Here is a 17,184-nt window from a genome sequence, read left to right as displayed (position 1 = left end):
ACCAGTCTTACCCCATCCAACGAAAGCCTATAGAAGCCCGGCAACTATGTGTATAAAATTGTGTATATGACAGGTTCGATCTTTTTTCTATACACCTATGCTGCTGACCGACATCAAAATCAAAAAGGCCAAAGCCCAGGATAAACCCTATACCCTCAATGACGGCAATGGGCTGTCTTTGCTGATCGACAGCACCGGTACGAAAGGCTGGCGTTTCCGCTATCGGTTTGCCGGAAAGCCAAAGCTCATTTCCTTTGGCACCTATGACAACGTATCCCTTGCTGAAGCGCGGAAGAAGCGAGATGAAGCTAAAGCGATGTTAGCCAACGGCATCAACCCCAGCGATGCCCGCAGGGCGGAAAAATTGTCGCTTCAGTTCTCTACAGAAAACACCTTCGAGGCCGTAGCAAGAGAATGGCACGCTTCGAAACTATCAACCTGGTCAGAAGGGTATGCCAAAGAAGTGATACGCTATTTGGAAAAGGAAATTTTTCCGTTCCTGGGTAAACGCCCGATAGACCAAATCACGCCACTTGAACTCTTGGCCGTTCTGCAAAAGATCGAAAAACGCGGGGCATTGGAACAAGCCAGCAAGATCCGCCGCCGGTGTGGTGAAGTCTTCCGCTATGCGGTGGTGACCGGACGTGCCAGGTACAACCCGGCCCCTGACCTGGCCAGCGCCATGAATAAGCCCCAGAGCCAGCATTTCCCGTTCCTGACGGAAAGTGAGTTACCGGAGTTTGTCGCTGCGCTAAACAATTACACCGGCAGTAAGATAACTAAATACGCCACACAGCTTTTGATGCTGACCGGTGTAAGAACCATTGAACTACGCGCCGCAAAATGGGATGAATTTGATTTAGATAATGCGTTGTGGGAAATCCCGAAAGAGCGCATGAAAAAACGACGTCCGCACCTGGTACCACTGTCTACACAGGCAATAGCCATCCTGAAAGAGCTAAAGACACTAACCGGTTACTATGAATTCGTTTTCCCAGGAAGAAACGACACCAGAAAACCGATAAGCGATGCCACTATCAACAAAGTGATAAAAAACCTGGGCTATCACGGACGTTTAACCGGTCATGGTTTTCGCCACACCATGAGTACGATTTTGCATGAACACGGATTTAACAGCGCATGGATTGAAATGCAGCTTGCGCATGTTGATAAAAACTCCATCCGTGGAACTTATAATCATGCGCAATATTTGGAAGGGCGTAGGGAGATGTTGCAGTGGTATGCAAAAAAAACCACATTCATATATAATCTGTATTAGTCGCGACTTGATCTGACACATGGCCTTGAAAGGTTGAGAGTTACCGGTTTTGATAGGGGTGTCGAAGCCTTATACAAAACACAAGGTAACTCTCATGTTTCATACTACCAATCCCGTTATCAAACACAAAGCTGGTTTGCTCAACCTCGCTGAAGAGCTCAGCAACGTATCCAAAGCCTGCAAAATCATGGGCGTTTCACGGGATACGTTTTATCGTTATCGCGAACTGGCTGATGAAGGCGGCGTGGATGCACTGATAAACCGTAGTCGTCGCGCTCCTAACCTTAAAAATCGTACCGATGATGCCACTGAGCAGGCTGTTGTTGATTATGCTGTCGCATTCCCGGCTCACGGCCAGCACCGGACCAGCAACGAGCTGCGTAAACAAGGTGTTTTTATCTCCGGAAGCGGCGTTCGTTCAGTCTGGCTGCGTCACGACCTTGAGAACTTCAAAAAACGTCTGAAAGCGCTGGAAGAAAAAGTGTCTCGTGAAGGTATCGAACTTACTGATACCCAAATTGCCGCGCTGGAACGTAAAGCCAGTGATAACGAAGCCTGTGGCGAAATCGAAACCGCTCATCCGGGCTATCTGGGCTCGCAGGACACGTTCTATGTGGGCAATCTGAAAGGCGTCGGGCGGATTTACCAGCAGACGTTCGTCGATACGTATTCGAAAGTAGCTCACTGCAAGCTCTACGTGACTAAAACGCCGATTACAGCAGCTGATTTACTGAATGATCGTGTACTGCCGTTTTATGAGTCTCATGGCCTGCCGATGCTGAGGATACTGACCGACAGAGGCACAGAGTACTGTGGCAAAGTGGAGCAACATGATTACCAGCTGTATCTGGCGATAAATGACATCGACCACACGAAAACCAAAGCGATGTCGCCACAAACCAACGGTATCTGTGAGCGGTTCCATAAAACGATACTAAACGAGTTTTATCAGGTGACGTTCCGTAAAAAGTTATATGGCGATCTCGACACATTACAAGCGGACCTTGATGAATGGCTGACTCACTATAATAATGAGCGAACCCATCAGGGAAAAATGTGCTGTGGGCGGACGCCAATGGAAACATTACTTGATGGAAAACGCATCTGGGCTGATAAAAATTTAAGCCAGATGTAATCTGACAGACACCTGTATAAATAACCGGTAACTGTCAGATCAGGTCTGAGCTAATACATATAATCTAACTAGCAGAACTTAATTAATGAAATACAGCGATCATAAATAAAACCCCAAAACCATTCCTAATAAAAATTCACATCATTCATTTATTTCAAATTTCTTAATTGATTCAATAAGTTCAATGCCGTACTTTTTAATCATTCTTTCTATAAAACCTTCCTCAATAAACTTTGCAAATCCTAACTCACCTTTTAACTTCATTACTTCACCTGGGTTTAACAAACCCTTACGATAGTAGTCTATTTTGGTTCTTAGTAATCGTTTTTTTTCTCGACCAATAGATAGAGCTTCATCATTCGTTATAGTTACCCCAGTTACATGTCGATTAAATTTCTTCGAAGAGAACACTGTTTTTTCATGATTTATTTTTATATTTTTAAGCCCTACGTCATTAAGAGTATTTCTTACTAACTTTGGCAAATCAAACAATATACCTTTATTATTCGTACTGAATGTCATGTCATCTGCGTATCTTGTATAAGACACATCCATTTCTTTACATTTATTACTTATAACATCATCAAAGAAAAACATTATAGCATTTGATATAAATGGTGATGAAGGCGCACCTATACTTAAACGTAAAGGGCTATTCCTCCTTTGCTTCCAAAAGAAAAGACACCCATAGACAAAAAAATCCTCATCATCAAGAATGATCCCTTGTCTTTCAAACACATGAAATAAATTATGAGGTTTGATACTTAAAAAGAAATTTTTAAAATCCATTTTTAAAATATATTTATTCTTTCTATGCATTTCTGCATTTTTTTTAATATCTCTTCCTGATGCATATGCATATGCATTTTCATGAATTAAAATTTCATCATGTATTATGCTAATCACAGATCGTTGGATAGATTTAACCTGCCGAGCAGGTTGAGCTATCAATCGTTTTTTATCACTATTTCTTTTAGCAATATGATATCTTTTATAACGTCTAGGCATTGTAGCGATATACCGCTTAGCCTCATCCTCCGTTAAGTAAAGTCCTTTAGATATTATCTCTAATAGTTTCATACCTTACCTTTCTCCCTAGTTTCATTTATACGGGAAAGAACATTTTTTCTTTTCTTAGCTGTCTCATCCATTTCTTTATTATCAATAAATAAATAAGACTGTCTTATTGCTATTTTCATTCCCATTGCATCTTTTATTTTTCCGCTTTTGCTTAGTCCAAATTTAATTTTACTCTCTTTATGTCCTATAGTATAAAAATAATCAGGGCCACTATATTGAATATATGAGATAAGATTCATCTTTCCAAGAAGATACAAAAGTCTTGATATTTTTTTCTGAGAAACATCAATATCCATACAGTACAAAGCCCATTCAATCTCTGTTTTCTTAATTGGTTCTGATAAGAGGATTATCTCATAAATTAATATAGCAAGGTGGCCACTATTATCTGGACTATATTTTTCAGTCTTTCTTACACCTTTAAGTCTAGCCTTGATATCATGAGAAATTAATTCTATTTCGTTATAAACCAATGAATTATTTTTAGGCCACGGATATACAGAAACGTAACTTTCATCAATTCTTTTCAAATACTCCAATGGACCGAGATATATAAAAGAGGACTTTGGTGGTATTTTTTTCTCGACATTACCTTCTATCTCTTCCAATGGTGCAATAATATGTAATTTCTGCGCAAGGCTTTTTCTATTAACAAAAAGCCCTAACTCAACCAAGGAGCCTGCACTTTCTAAGCATATGACTACAAGAGTCGATATATTTGCTATATCATCCTCAAAACTCATTAAATCAGAATAAGCGCCATCTTTAAAATAATCATGGAAATTTTCAGCAAGTATAAGTGAGTCTGATAATTCAGGATGGTGGCCAGCAAAGTATGTAAAAATGTAATCTCTTACACTTATAGGTGTGGCATTCATCGGACCACCACAAACGAAAATTATCGGGGGCATAAATTGAACAATGAAATTTGAATGGTTCAAATCTCCAAACTGCTCTTGTAATGCATTCATATATGCAGAATCACTCAACCTTGTGACCCCCTATCTTATAATAAAAAGGTGGCTAAACAGCCACCTTTCGGATCCTTTACCTGAAGGATGCGCTTCAGACTTTCAGTGAGCTCCTGAATGAAACGCAGTGGAATGAAGGATCTTGCTGAAAGTGCTGAAGCGCAACCCTAAATGTCCACAATAAATTAGAGTCTGGCGAAACGCCCGACTAGGATAAAACATTATCCCAACGCGTAAAGGCCATTAAAGAATACCAAAGAATACCCAGCAGTCAATGACCCTTACTAATTCCATAATAATTACCCACACCACAAAATCGGCACTACACCGCACCCGCCTGCGGTTTTCGTAGTCATGAAATTTTTCAGTTTTCCTTTTCTACAAACCATAGCGCCAGCCCGCGCAGTGCCTGGGCTATCAGCGTACACAGCTCGACTGAAATGATTGAAACACATTTCAGCATTTTTCAGTTTTCAGGCTTTTTGGGGAAGGGAAATACCATACAAATTGAGATTATCTGTATGACTGGAAAGGATATTTTTTATTTTGCGTGGATTTTTCGGCAATGAAGGGATAACGATACAATCAGCCAACGCTCCGGCAATCCCTTGCCGGATGCGGCTTACACGCGAGTGGCAATATTCAGCTCACTGAAAAACGTGAACGGTGAGAACACAGAGACAAGGAGCCTATCAGCGCCGACTTTGCGCCGTGGCGCTCACCGGCCCTTGCGGTTTACTCACCTTTTGGTCATCATCCTGTGCCTGGCTTAACAGGTCGATCATTTCCTGACGTTTGTCTGGTGCGATGGCATCAATCATGTTTTTCATCAGTCGGCCATGTGTCAACGCACTGGGGCTTAAGGTATGTGAAAAGGTCATGTTCATCACAAACGTGTGACCGCATTCCATATTGCTACAGGCGCAGTAGATATCGGCAATCTGTGGATGTTTGCGATTGGTCTTTCGCACCACCGCCAGCGAACTACATTCAGGACAATACACGCGCATTACTCTCATCAGTTCCTCACCTTTTCTTCACCCACCGCCCGCCAGGAAAAAAGCCTTTGCGAACGGTCATTCCTAATTGTCTGTCTCTTCTCTGCGCGTGGTAACAGCGGTAACACTGGTAACAGCCTTGATATATATGGCTTTTATCTGTTACCTCTGTCTTATTCCTGCTGGTAACGCTGGTAACAAACTTGTAAGTGTTACCACTGTTACCGGTGACTATGCCTTACTGGTAACAGGTTTCCCCCTTGTCCTGCCTGTCTGTTACCAGTGTTACCTCTGTTACCTCAGAAAAATAAGATACGCGAGAGAATTACCCTAAAACGCTGCTGTTAAACTGGTACACCCGCTTGACGCCTATTTCTGGCAGGCGGATGTTTTTCTGTGTCCGGCTGGCATCATCCGGTAAGTCCAGATACCCCGCCCTGGCACACAACTGCGCCACCTTTTTGGCATCAAACCCCTGACAGATTTCTTTCCAGCCAGATGGCAGCACATAGAAAAGCGTGACGGCTTCTCCGCTGTGGCCACCTTTCACCACCTGACGAAACCCCACCATATTGGACGGGCGACTTTGCTCGTTATGCCAGTCAGCAAAACGGCTAAACTGATTGCGCGTCATAAAGGTTTTCACCTGCTCCAGTGCGGCCGCTTCTTCCTGATTAGCCGCATGACCACGATCAGCCATCCACGCCGCCAGGCAGCTTTTGGCCGCCTGCAATGCTTCCCCGGCAGGCCAACCGGTTATACCGGCTTGGGTTGCCAGCTCTCCGGCCATTGCCACCAGCGCAAAGCGCGTGACCGCCCTGCCCACCTGATTACCGGCATCCTGCGGCGTCATCTCGCGGGTGTAGGTCTTTAACAGGCTTTTGGCTTTGGCCGTCATACCGGGCAAATCCGCCGTCAGGTGATGCAGCCAGGCACGAAACGCCGTGCCGTGGTATTGCGTGACCGCCTGCTCTAAATGCTCGGCCAGCGCCTTGCCTCCGGCAAAACCGTGCAATGTTTCAAATACGCCGTATTTACCGGAATCACTGGGGATTTGTACCATCCGCACTTCAACCCCGGCATAGGTTCGCTCCCCGGCATTGGCGGCATGTTCCACCAGCGATAATTCCCCGGTAGACAAAAACAGCAGACACCAACGGCTGGTTTCCCTGACACTGCCGTCCGTTCTGGCCCGCGCTTTGCCCTGGCCGTTCGCCAGCATATAGGCGATATTTCCGGCTTCGCGCCCGTCCACTTCGCGGATTTCATCCAGCATCAGGGCGGCATCATTACGGCGGCTGGCGGTGCCTTCCAGCGCGTTGCCCGTCGCTCGCCAGGTATGCCAGTAATCCGTGCCGCCACAGACTGACGCTGCTACCTTCATGGTGGTGGTTTTGCCGTCCGTTGATTCCCCTTTCAGGTGATAACCACCGCCGCCGACACCGGCCAGTTTCAGCAGTGGTGCAGCAAAAGCCAGGCTAACCGCAAATGCAACACGGGCATTACCCACACAATACCGTGCGACCTGTTCACGCCAATCCGCCAGTGATCCGGCAGTACGAAAATCACGCCCTTGAACACAGGACGTTTGCAGGATCACCGTATCCGCCTCATCTCCGATCACTTCGTCCTGCAACACGTACACCCCACCATGCCAGCCGGTTTTATCTACACAGGTCACTTTGCGGTCAGGCTTGCACAACGAGATATATTCCATCAGGTGCGCCCGCGCCTGGCCGTTAGTGTTGATGTACGACAGCCCATTAACCAGCAGTACCCGGCGTAACTCTTCCCCACTGCCGCCCAGCATTTCCATCGGCATCGCCCATTTTCTCTGGATGCCGTTGGTATCTTCCCACTCCAGTAGGCGACCGTAGTTGCTGCCGTCAATGTCACAGGTAATGGCCGTTACCCGCAGCGGGCTGCATATCTTGATATTACGAATTTCCACATCGCCATCGGACTTGTTCACCTGCTTGTCAAACCACAGATATTCCTGGGTAAGCCGGAACCCCTGCGGCAGACGGGTTTTACCTTTGCCATAAAGCACCATTTCCTCCCGAAAGGCTTCTTTGGCCCGTTCCGGGCCATGCTCCTGTCGAAAGTCATCCCAATCAGCTTTATGGCGCGTAGGGGGAAGTGTCACCCAGCCATCGACCGCTTTCGCAGCCTTCTCCGCCCAATGCCTGCCGGTGTTTTCTTTACCATCAATCAGGTCATTGTCACCGGCAATCACCAGCCGAACCTCCGGCCAGCGCAACCGGAACGCCTGCGCCACATTCAGCAGATTACTGGCGGCCACCGCCGCCACGGTGATCCCCTCCGTCATTGCGGCCACGGTTAACGCCGTGGCGTAGCCTTCGGTGATTGTCACCTGCTCCGGCATGGCTTCCGGCACCGGCTGAACAGCAATAAATCCCCCGTTCAGTACCGAATTTGGCAACAGCCGCTTATCCCCCGAAGGGCTAATCAGTTGAGCGCCGATAATCTGCCCGTGGATATCGCTCACCGGCAACAGCAGCGAACCGGTAGGAAAGGACACACCGCCGCTACGTTGCTCATGGCTAATCAGGGGCAAAGACTGCCCCGTTAACCCTTTACTGGCGAGATATACACTGTCGCCGGGTGTACTCTGCGCACGCAACTGGCGGTAAGTCGCCTGGAACAGACGGCGCTTTTCGGCATCGTCAGTATCCTTTCTGGCGGGCGAATCAGCGGGCTGTTGCACCACCGGTAACGACAGCACAGCGGCCACAGCATCAGCCGCGGTTTTCGCGTCATAACCATTGACCCGTTGCACCAGATCTAAGCCGTCACCATGCCCGCACTGATTACAGAACCAGGTGCCGCGCCCCTGTTTATCATCAAACCGAAAACGATCAGACCCGCCGCATGTTGGGCAGGCTCCATGCCTGCCATTTCCCGGTACGCTTATCCCTAATGCCGGTAAAATCTGCCCCCAGCGGCCATTGGCCGCCTTTACTGTCGATGACAATTGATGTTTATGCGTCACACGCGCCCCCTTCATCCGGCGATAGCGCTTCTGACATAAACGCATTATTGCTAACAGCATCATTGAGCTGTTCATGCACACATTCAAAGACCGCTGCCACGCTTTCTACATTGAGGGGTTGCGCCACCATACCGTCACGATCACGCAGTAGATCCGCCATTAATCCGGCAACCAGCATCGCCCGTTGAATTTTTTCATCACCACGCTGGGTGTAGGCACATGGGAAATGAGCGTTATTCATAGGCATCCTCCGGGTTATCAGGCTCCGGGGATTCATTAAGGCGATATAACAGGTTCAGGCGTTCAGCCAGAATAAATATCAGGATCTCTCGCACTTCCGGCTGATCCAGTTCAATCAGGGCATAGGCCAGCGCACGACATTGATCAAGCGCTTCATCCAGTTCCAGCGGGGTATCGTTAAACATGGCGGCCTCCGATAACCGGCAAACGCCCTGCAAAGGCAAGAACATAATCACGCGCCAGTAAACGGCGGGCACACTGTTCATTGGGAGCCACCACGTTTTCACGGTGTGGTACGGCATCAATATCTGAACGGCGTACAGCCAGGAATAGAAAGACAAATTCAGGGTGAGTTTGGGTAGGGGTCGCAACCATAAAGGTAGCCTCCTGTAACTGGGTAAAATACCCACCACCTGAGTTCCTACACTGCGGGTGGTGGACTGAGCGGGGGTAGGAATACCGGCGTTACAGGAAACCGGCCAGCCCGAAGGCTGCCCCGCCCAGCCCACCATTGATTCTGCATGGCAAAAAGCCATTTCTGCTAGGTGTGCAAAAGCATCGACAATAAAAAAGACGCATGGCGCGTCTGGTGTCGCCTGTAAACGTTTCGGGTTCCTACGCCCGGTTGCCGATTTTGCGGCAACGCGAAAACTATACCCCGCGTTTTCTGGCGACAGCAAGCGGTTTTTATCCGAATTCCCATGATTGACGGGAAACGTTATCGCGTACATAGTCCTTCCTGTTCTCATGGATGAGACACTCCTGATACGTCAGAGATACCCGGTGCAACCACCGCACCGGGTATTTTTTGGCCCCGCCTCAGCCCCCGGAAATGGCGGCAAACCAGCCAGATGGCGACAACGAAAAATGACAAGGAACAGGCCGACTACAGTGGATCGGTTTCCCCCGACGCGAGAAATACGCTCGATTACGACTAAAACTCAGCCGGGATGTTCCTCCACTGGCTGGGCTGTCAGTAACAGCCAACCCACTGAGATAAAAACGCCCTTCTGACGGAAAATCCTCAGCGACTTCAATCGAGCAAAACAGTTTTTGCCCGTTCTCGTTGTAGCGCACCAATCTGGCCGTTGGCCGGATACGCACATATAAACGCATCTCCCCCTGATGGATTTCATGCCGGGCCGCCAGCACTTCCCCCAGGTTATCCGCATCACGCCGGTGCTCTTCCCAAATCAACGCGGTATAGCGCTTGGGATCGTAGGTTTGTGCCATATCGACAAGCCATTCCGGCTCAATGTAACGCCCGTCAATCGTTGCCCCTTGCGTGGCAACACAAAACCACCCCGTACTTAACTGTGAATCGTTCATCCCGTCCTCACTGCACTAACGTCACGGCGTTTTCATCAGCAGCGGCATATAAGCACCCATCCCCCAGCGCATAACCTTCATTACGCAAATAGCTATGCTCATAAACCTTGCGGTCATCGATAAAGGCCGCTCGGAAATAACGGGTATTCATCTGCGTGTAGACGTGCAAGTTGTCCAGTGTGGTGACAGCCAGGCGTTTTCCCGGCATAAACGGCGGTACAAAGGCAAAGCGCCCGGCTACAGAGCTGGTCGCCATCTGTGCAGCAGCAGTATCAGCAGGTTTGTCTGCCATCATGAACAGTCGTAACCGTTCCATTGCCGCCAGTTCTGCCCCGACCAACACCACCAGGCGCGGATCATCCCGAAAACCTTCTGGAATTTTTTCAGTGATTAAATGGTTTGCCAGTGCATCCAGATGGGGGAAATGCCCTCCCGGCCCCAACGTAAAGGCATCCGTCAGAACCTGAGAGCCGCCGTTGAACTGCTTGGCCAGCGCGTGCCAGCCCAGGTTGACATCCTGACCTCTGGGATATTTTTCGGGGCGGGTTTCCGGTGAAATAAAGGCACCATTAAAGCCGATGCGCAGGATATCCAATGCCATCACACGATCGAAGAAATCAGATACCACACGGGTAAAGTGTTCAATGCCTCCCAAATTGGCAATGGCAGACATCTGGTGATAACTGAGCGACGCGCACGTATCCGTTTCAACCAAAACATAAGGGGTGCCATTCACTGCCAGCGGTTTGTTAAAACGCCCGTTAAGACTGCGCCCGGTATGCAGGCTATTATCACCGAGCGTAATCGCCTGCCCGGCCCCGTCATCCACATCAAGCAAGGTAATGCCCTGCATCATCCAGCCCGATTCCATCAGCGCGATACGCAACTGTTTCTCAGCACCAGCCGAAATAGTAAAGCTGCCTTTTTCTTTATTAATAAATTGCACACCACGGGTAAAATTTCGATGAAACTCCCCCGCCAATGCCGGAGCATTAACGTGAATCATGGTTATTTCCTTTTTAAATGGAGTGATAAACTTAGTTAGATATCGCTTTTCATTAACCTTTGCTTTTTAGAAAAAGCAACTTTCCCAGGCAACATGGAATCTACATAATCGGCAACCGGCATTAATTGACGAAATAGCTCACCGTCAGCACTGTAATAACACCGGCATAATTCTGCTTTTTCAACACCGTGGTGATTTAACTCATATTTATCCGTAGGAGTACGGCAATGGTTTACTACTTTCTGAATAGCCGACTGTAATGCATCCATTGTTTTCCAGGCACTAATATGTGATTTTTCTTCCAACCCACTGGGGTGTAATGAAACCTGATAGGTATAAGCGGGCAACTCGATAATCGGTAGTTGTTCCATTACCTTATTTCTCAGCCCCTTGATACGCTTACTCAACATATCCTCAACCACCGGACGCAACAGCCCTAATAATCCCAGTCGTGCATTTAATACTAACCTGGCTCGTTCAGCGTTATCTTTCGCCCGTAATGCCTTATCCTGTGTTTGCCTTAATGCTTCTTTAAGTGACATACGCCATTTAGCTGCATCAAAAGCCCCCTGGCTAAGATTGGTGAGCAGGCTCTCACACTGTGCTTTTTCACGTTCGGCTTCCTGGCTGGCTTGGCGTGCCGCGTCGCAGATAGCCGTACCGCGCTCAACCAATGCGTTAATTTCTTCAGCGTCGCACCGATACCAGGGCGCACCATAGCCGGTCAGCATTTCAAACTCAGCTAACAATCGTTCCATTTTGAATAAACGGTAAATCTCAATCACCCGAATAGCAAAACCACCATCACCGTGATCAGTTTCAAAAGGGATCGAAACATACGCCGCAATAATATTCATTGATGGGCTATGCTTACAAAAAGGAATTTTTTTCATTTCATGCTCTTTCTATTCTTTAAACTATCATTAATCCAATCATTAACCTCATGCTCCACCCATGCTACAGAGTTTTCTCCAATAGACACATTCAGTGGAAACAATCCTTCTTTCATTCGGCGGTAAAGTGTTGAACGCGGCAACCCTGTTTTTGATATCACATCCTTCAGACGGATTAGGCGCACGTCATTATTTTCATTAATAGATAAACTCATACATTCCCTTCCTCAAAACAAATACAATTAGACCATGTGAGAAAATCTCAGATTAGGTAAGAACCGGTTGGATGGATATAGAGTTACATCTTAATGTCACCATGTAAATATGCAGGATTTGTAACAGCGGCGTGTGAAAAAGAATAACAGATCTTATTATTTTTATTCTTACCACTCCTCACCCGTATTCACCATTATTCACCTATATTCAACAATTTGAAGCTCACGAAATAATCTTTTGTAAAGAAATGAAAATAACAAGGGAAATAGACAGAGTGCAGCCATGTCCTAATTCAGTAAGGCAGAATAAAATTTATCATAAATGCGTATAACTAAATGTATAAAACAAAAAGCAAAAACAAGTAAAATACTTAAAATTCAATATTTTATTTATTAAATTCGATTCCTGCTGGGGACGCCATCACCCCGTCTCACACCTTCTCAGTAAGTCTAAAAATCCTTTAAAAACAACTATAAATCATAAAAATGACGTTAGCCGGACTGTCAGGCCCGGCCGGTACATTATTTAGCGCTGTCCACGCTGGCTTGCGTGAAGTTCGGGTAATCACCCGGTTTACCCGCGTTCAGGTTAGACAGAAAATTGCTGTCCTTCATCGGGATATCTGCCGAGCTATAATCAAACGTATTCATTTTATTACGCATCTCTTGATTGCTGACGCCATCGCCATGCACGGCATACCAACTGACAATATCCGGCGTGACAAAGGTGTTATAAGGGTTTTCCGCCTGCTCGCCTGATTTGGCAAAACGAAACGCATGGGTCAGCGCACCATCTTTGTGATAGACAAACTTCAGGTGGCCATTTTGTTTATCCAGGCTGGAGGCAGCGGCTGTCGTCAGCTTGCCGTGGGCGCTATAGCTACCATGCGTTACCGTGCCGTTTTTGGTCCAGACTGCCGCATATTCCCAGTCATTTCGGTGGCCGCTTTTGACGCCCGCCACAATCTGATCTTTCAGGAAATAGAGCGCATAAAAATGGCCGCAGTAACGGTTACCACCACTATTCACGCAGGCGTACCGATGTAGCGTATTGGATTTATCGAGAAACGTCGTCCAGCGGCAACCACCGGTGAGGCTACCCGTCGGATTGAGGCCGCCATTTTGCTGACCGCTGCGACTGATTCCAGCACTGGGCAAGCAGCCATCGGTATCGAAATCAAATACCGGCGCAATCGACGCCGCGTTAACACCGGAAGGTAATGCCTGATCCAGTTTGTCGAAATCATCAGCATGTGCTGTAAATACGGCCCAGAGAGGAAGGGTTGCCAATATTACTTTCTTCTTTAAAAACATAGTATCTCCTGTTTCCATTTTGCTTAGGCGTCATGCCCATTCGTGTTTTTAAAAATAAAGAGTGGAATTACAATTAACGCGTAATTTTTTAATCAGCAAATCGTTATTCAGTAAAACCATTAATAAGAAAAACCATCAACCATCCATTTCAGCCTTATGACAAAAAATAGATAAAGAATGGTCTCCAGAAAATTATCATAGCTATATTTCAGCCAGCAACCAATGATTACCCGGAGAAACAACCTCTATATTACCTCTTCAATATTTATTTTCATTTTCGTTTTAAAATAAATAAAACCGAGATAACCCTCTCCAATTAATTATCCACACCTGATTCGCTGTTATTTTTCTTATTATTATCGTCCTTTGTTTTTTACTTCATTTCTTAGCACCAGATGAGATAGGTTCTTCACTCCCCAGCACCTTCACATCGTGGTGGCGCCTTCTGAAGCCCGAATTCGTCCCCCCACAGATTCGTGACAGCACTTAAAAAAGTGCGTACAAATAAAATCTGCGTATTTACTCTCTGATACATTGCTGTTTCGATACGTTGATGCACGTACTCCATGACTTCGGCGCGGTGCACTTACCCTGCCAGGCCCAAACAAGAAAGGAAAACACATGAAAAAGCTGACTTTCAGCGCAGGCGCTCTGATGGTAATGCTGGCGTTAACCGGTTGCAGCACACCGTCACAACAAGCCCAGACGACGCTCTCTAACCAGTCGGTGCTGGCTCTGAACTGGTTCCAGCAGTCGGGTGAATATCAGGCATTGTGTTATCAGGCATTCAACTCGGCTCGCGTGGCATTCGATGCCGCGCCTGTGACTGCCGGTAAGAAAAAAGTCGTCGTGGTTGACCTGGATGAAACCATGCTGGATAACAGCGCCTACAGCGGCTGGCAGGCCAAAGAGCATCAGCCCTTTAGTCCTGCAAGCTGGAGCCGCTGGTCACATGCCCGTCAGGCTCTGGCCGTACCCGGCGCAGTGGAATTTGCACGCTATGTGAATAGTCATGGCGGGCAGGTGTTCTATGTCTCGAACCGGCTGGAAAGCGAAGCCACGGATACCCGCGAAAACATGCTAAAACTCGGTTTCCCGGATGTGAACAGCCAGACACTGTGGCTGAGCAAAGGAAGCAGCAACAAGCAAGCCCGCTTTGATGAAATCAGCGCGAAAGGCAACCAGATCGTGCTGTATGTTGGCGACAACCTCAATGATTTCGGCGCTGCGACGTACCACAAGCTGAACGATGAACGCCGTGCGTTTGTCAGTGCAAACCGGGCGAAATTCGGCACACAGTTCATCGTATTGCCTAACCCGCTTTACGGCGACTGGGAGAGCGGCCTTAGCAGCAACTACAACGCGCTGACGCCAGAACAAAAGTTACAGGTACGCAGCCAACAGATGCGTGTCTGGAACGGCCAGTAATCCGGATTACAGCGCATTGGCCAACAACAACGGGGCGTCTGCCCCGTTGTTCCTTTCACTCACGTAACCGACTGATATTATCGACCAATCGGTGATATACCGCCGATCTTGTCTGCGGCTTATTTGGCGTAAGCCGGACGTTCAGTCACCTCAGGTACCGCGTCGCTCAGGCTGGCACCGGCCTGATTGTCCCGCACCTCATTGTCGTCAATGAAGCCGTAGAACACCCCCTGAGAGACAGAAACACCACGAATTTCCGCATCACCACGCAATTGCGCCGAGCCGGACACCACCACGCCAGGCTCAAATGCTCCCGGCCCTTTAAACACGGTATTCACCTGCGCATTGTCTTTGATGACCGTATCGCCCTGCACGACAGTCAGACCCCCTACACGGGCATTACCTGAGACCGTGCCGCTTAACACTGTCGCATGATCTTCGATACGGGCATAATCCAGCACCTTGCCGCCAATCACGCGGGCATACGGCCCGACATATGCGGTCGATGCCACTTGTGCACCATTCGCCACCCAACCACCGCCATTACTGTGGCGACGGCCCTTGGCAGTCGGTGTCGGCGCGTTTGGCTGTGAGCCTTCCGCCCAGGCGTTGGTCAGGTCCACCGTCCACGGATAGCGGTACAACGAGTAATACGCCTGATCCCAGGTAATCTGATGCATTTGCGACGGTGTCCCCATCACCACCAGATACAACCCTTTGTCATTGGATTTCACCGCAAAGTTGCTGATTTTGGCTGAAGCACCACGTTGCAGCGTGCTGTAGCGGCTCTTGCCGGCGGAGTCGATCGCCACCAGGCCCCAGCGCCAGTCGGAATCCGGCTGGGTGAGCGAAACCGGATCGTTCTTTAAGCCCGGCAGGCGGTTAACCGCCGGTGCGCTTTGCACCACACCCTGAAACGACACCGTTACCTTGGTGGCACCACTATCCGGGATCAGGCGAACAATGTTGTAACCCCAGCGTTGCGGTGCCTGATCAAACGGCACGGCAAATCGTCTTACGCCAGAGGCACTGACCGGCTCCAGCGCGGTAGTACGCAATAGCTGATCCGCGTTGGCCTGAGATGGCGTCAGCGCACCATATCCCCCATAGCTGAGACGATAAAAGCTGCTGCGATCGTATCCATCAGGATCGGTATAGTCCCAGTTAACGTTGTGCATCGCCCAGTCGCCGAAGAAATCGTTCAGTTCGGATTGGCTCCAGCCCATGTTGCTCTTCAGCACACTGATCGGGTCGGTTGTATTTTGCCCGGCGCTTCCCACCTTCGGCGCGTTAGCCCACAGGTCGTTAACGGCACTGTAGCCATAGCGGTTCTTCAGGTGTTCCATGAACTGCCAGTTACAGTAACGATCGCGGGTCGATCCCAGATAGAGGTGCGGATAATTCACCAGCATGTCAGAACAATGCGTGGAGGTACCGTGGTATTCATCAAGCTGATGCGCCATCCAGTTCGCATGGGACTCCCAAATCCAGCCGACAAAGTTTTGATTACCGTAAGACTGGAAGCTGCCGGTCTGCCCTTGCAACGCGTGGGTGAACTCATGCGCCAGCCCCCAATGGTCAAGTAGTGCGTCGGGACCGATCCACATCCCCATCGTGCTACCGTCGGCAATCCCACCGCTCAGGCCGAAAGACGGGTCAATATGAATATTCGCTTTGTACTTGGTGGTGGCGTTGCAATACGGCTGCGGGAATTTGATCTGGTTGATGAACTTATCCCAAATCAACTCCAGTTGCTTACCGGCGGCAACGACGTCGGCCTGCTTAACCTGATTACTGTTCCAGCGAAACGCGAAGTGTTCGGTTTGATACTGCACTGCGGGCATATCGCTGACGTTACTGACTTGCCAGTTGCCTGCCACACAGGTTTCATCGGCATAAGCGGCGTTCGCCGCCAATAGGCTACCTGCGACAAACAGGCAGCGCCCCAGAGAAATATGCTTTTTTATCTGCGACATAAGTCCGTTTTCCGAGCATGATAATGAGTAAGTACGCCTTCTCACGATCCAATGAAAAGGAAAGCAAGCCTCCTGACATCGGACGTCAAAGGCAGCCTAAGGTCTTCATGACCTGTTTTGTATAAATAAAGAGAGTTTCGCTGTTCTCAACAGAACAACACATTAACTTTATTACACTTATTATGCTTTCGATACACAGTGATGAATCATGATTAACAAAACATGACATAACCGCTGTCCGTTTTACTTTGAAAAAACGATGAACATGTCTGAGACCAAAAAAACAGCATGGTTAACTGATCATTTT

Annotated in this window: 16 protein-coding genes and 1 pseudogene; 3 read left to right on the top strand and 14 right to left on the bottom strand. The window is 48.2% G+C overall.

Features of this window, described 5'->3' with window-relative positions; all coding sequences use genetic code 11:
- Positions 1–97 precede the first annotated feature (97 nt).
- Positions 98–1,279, top strand: a complete 1,182-nt coding sequence (locus LF929_RS06510) for a tyrosine-type recombinase/integrase (protein WP_226093332.1) — start codon at positions 98–100, stop codon at positions 1,277–1,279.
- Between the two features lie 94 nt (positions 1,280–1,373).
- Complete coding sequence (locus LF929_RS06505; protein WP_210175837.1) at positions 1,374–2,414, top strand: IS481 family transposase; 1,041 nt, start codon at positions 1,374–1,376, stop codon at positions 2,412–2,414.
- A 141-nt stretch (positions 2,415–2,555) separates the two neighbouring features.
- On the opposite strand, the gene LF929_RS06500 is transcribed toward LF929_RS06505, so the two are convergent.
- From LF929_RS06500 to LF929_RS06440, 13 genes and pseudogenes are all read right to left on the bottom strand, one after another.
- Complete coding sequence (locus tag LF929_RS06500; RefSeq protein WP_123250067.1) at positions 2,556–3,494, bottom strand: retron St85 family RNA-directed DNA polymerase; 939 nt, start codon at positions 3,492–3,494, stop codon at positions 2,556–2,558.
- Positions 3,491–4,465: a retron St85 family effector protein gene (locus LF929_RS06495; protein WP_123250068.1), complete on the bottom strand. Its 975-nt coding sequence runs from the start codon at positions 4,463–4,465 to the stop codon at positions 3,491–3,493. Before LF929_RS06495 ends, LF929_RS06500 begins: the two co-directional genes overlap by 4 nt.
- 692 nt (positions 4,466–5,157) lie before the next feature.
- Complete coding sequence (locus LF929_RS06490; protein ID WP_226092760.1) at positions 5,158–5,484, bottom strand: ogr/Delta-like zinc finger family protein; 327 nt, start codon at positions 5,482–5,484, stop codon at positions 5,158–5,160.
- A gap of 304 nt (positions 5,485–5,788) precedes the next feature.
- Positions 5,789–8,491 (bottom strand): DUF927 domain-containing protein, encoded by a 2,703-nt coding sequence (locus LF929_RS06485; protein WP_226092766.1) that lies wholly within the window; start codon positions 8,489–8,491, stop codon positions 5,789–5,791.
- Positions 8,466–8,717: a hypothetical protein gene (locus LF929_RS06480; RefSeq protein ID WP_050569887.1), complete on the bottom strand. Its 252-nt coding sequence runs from the start codon at positions 8,715–8,717 to the stop codon at positions 8,466–8,468. The genes LF929_RS06485 and LF929_RS06480 overlap by 26 nt, the downstream gene beginning before the upstream one ends.
- Positions 8,710–8,901, bottom strand: a complete 192-nt coding sequence (locus tag LF929_RS06475) for a hypothetical protein (protein ID WP_042862156.1) — start codon at positions 8,899–8,901, stop codon at positions 8,710–8,712. Before LF929_RS06475 ends, LF929_RS06480 begins: the two co-directional genes overlap by 8 nt.
- Positions 8,894–9,091: a host cell division inhibitor Icd-like protein gene (locus LF929_RS06470; protein WP_226092765.1), complete on the bottom strand. Its 198-nt coding sequence runs from the start codon at positions 9,089–9,091 to the stop codon at positions 8,894–8,896. The genes LF929_RS06475 and LF929_RS06470 overlap by 8 nt, the downstream gene beginning before the upstream one ends.
- A gap of 113 nt (positions 9,092–9,204) precedes the next feature.
- Positions 9,205–9,447, bottom strand: a pseudogene (locus LF929_RS06465) (ash family protein); the annotation flags it as partial.
- 88 nt (positions 9,448–9,535) lie between these two features.
- Positions 9,536–10,045 (bottom strand): GPO family capsid scaffolding protein, encoded by a 510-nt coding sequence (locus LF929_RS06460; protein WP_226092759.1) that lies wholly within the window; start codon positions 10,043–10,045, stop codon positions 9,536–9,538.
- A 7-nt stretch (positions 10,046–10,052) separates the two neighbouring features.
- A complete protein-coding gene (locus tag LF929_RS06455; RefSeq protein WP_226092758.1) occupies positions 10,053–11,051 on the bottom strand; it encodes a P2 family phage major capsid protein in 999 nt (332 codons plus the stop codon).
- A gap of 35 nt (positions 11,052–11,086) precedes the next feature.
- Positions 11,087–11,944 (bottom strand): hypothetical protein, encoded by an 858-nt coding sequence (locus LF929_RS06450; RefSeq protein WP_226092757.1) that lies wholly within the window; start codon positions 11,942–11,944, stop codon positions 11,087–11,089.
- Positions 11,941–12,159, bottom strand: a complete 219-nt coding sequence (locus tag LF929_RS06445) for an AlpA family transcriptional regulator (protein WP_019844053.1) — start codon at positions 12,157–12,159, stop codon at positions 11,941–11,943. Before LF929_RS06445 ends, LF929_RS06450 begins: the two co-directional genes overlap by 4 nt.
- Positions 12,160–12,681: 522 nt before the next feature.
- Positions 12,682–13,473, bottom strand: a complete 792-nt coding sequence (locus LF929_RS06440; protein WP_226092756.1) for an NPP1 family protein — start codon at positions 13,471–13,473, stop codon at positions 12,682–12,684.
- A 621-nt stretch (positions 13,474–14,094) separates the two neighbouring features.
- Between LF929_RS06440 and LF929_RS06435 the strand changes: the two genes are divergently transcribed.
- On the top strand, positions 14,095–14,901 hold the full coding sequence (locus LF929_RS06435) for a 5'-nucleotidase, lipoprotein e(P4) family (RefSeq protein ID WP_210174171.1): 807 nt from the start codon (positions 14,095–14,097) through the stop codon (positions 14,899–14,901).
- A gap of 119 nt (positions 14,902–15,020) precedes the next feature.
- On the opposite strand, the gene LF929_RS06430 is transcribed toward LF929_RS06435, so the two are convergent.
- Positions 15,021–16,877: an Svx/AvrXca family virulence/avirulence protein gene (locus LF929_RS06430; protein WP_210174170.1), complete on the bottom strand. Its 1,857-nt coding sequence runs from the start codon at positions 16,875–16,877 to the stop codon at positions 15,021–15,023.
- Positions 16,878–17,184 lie beyond the last annotated feature (307 nt).

Source organism: Dickeya oryzae, from assembly GCF_020406815.2.
Taxonomy (GTDB): domain Bacteria; phylum Pseudomonadota; class Gammaproteobacteria; order Enterobacterales; family Enterobacteriaceae; genus Dickeya; species Dickeya oryzae.
The sequence above is the reverse complement of the archived record's forward strand: the minus strand, read 5'-3'. Positions and strand labels throughout refer to the sequence as shown.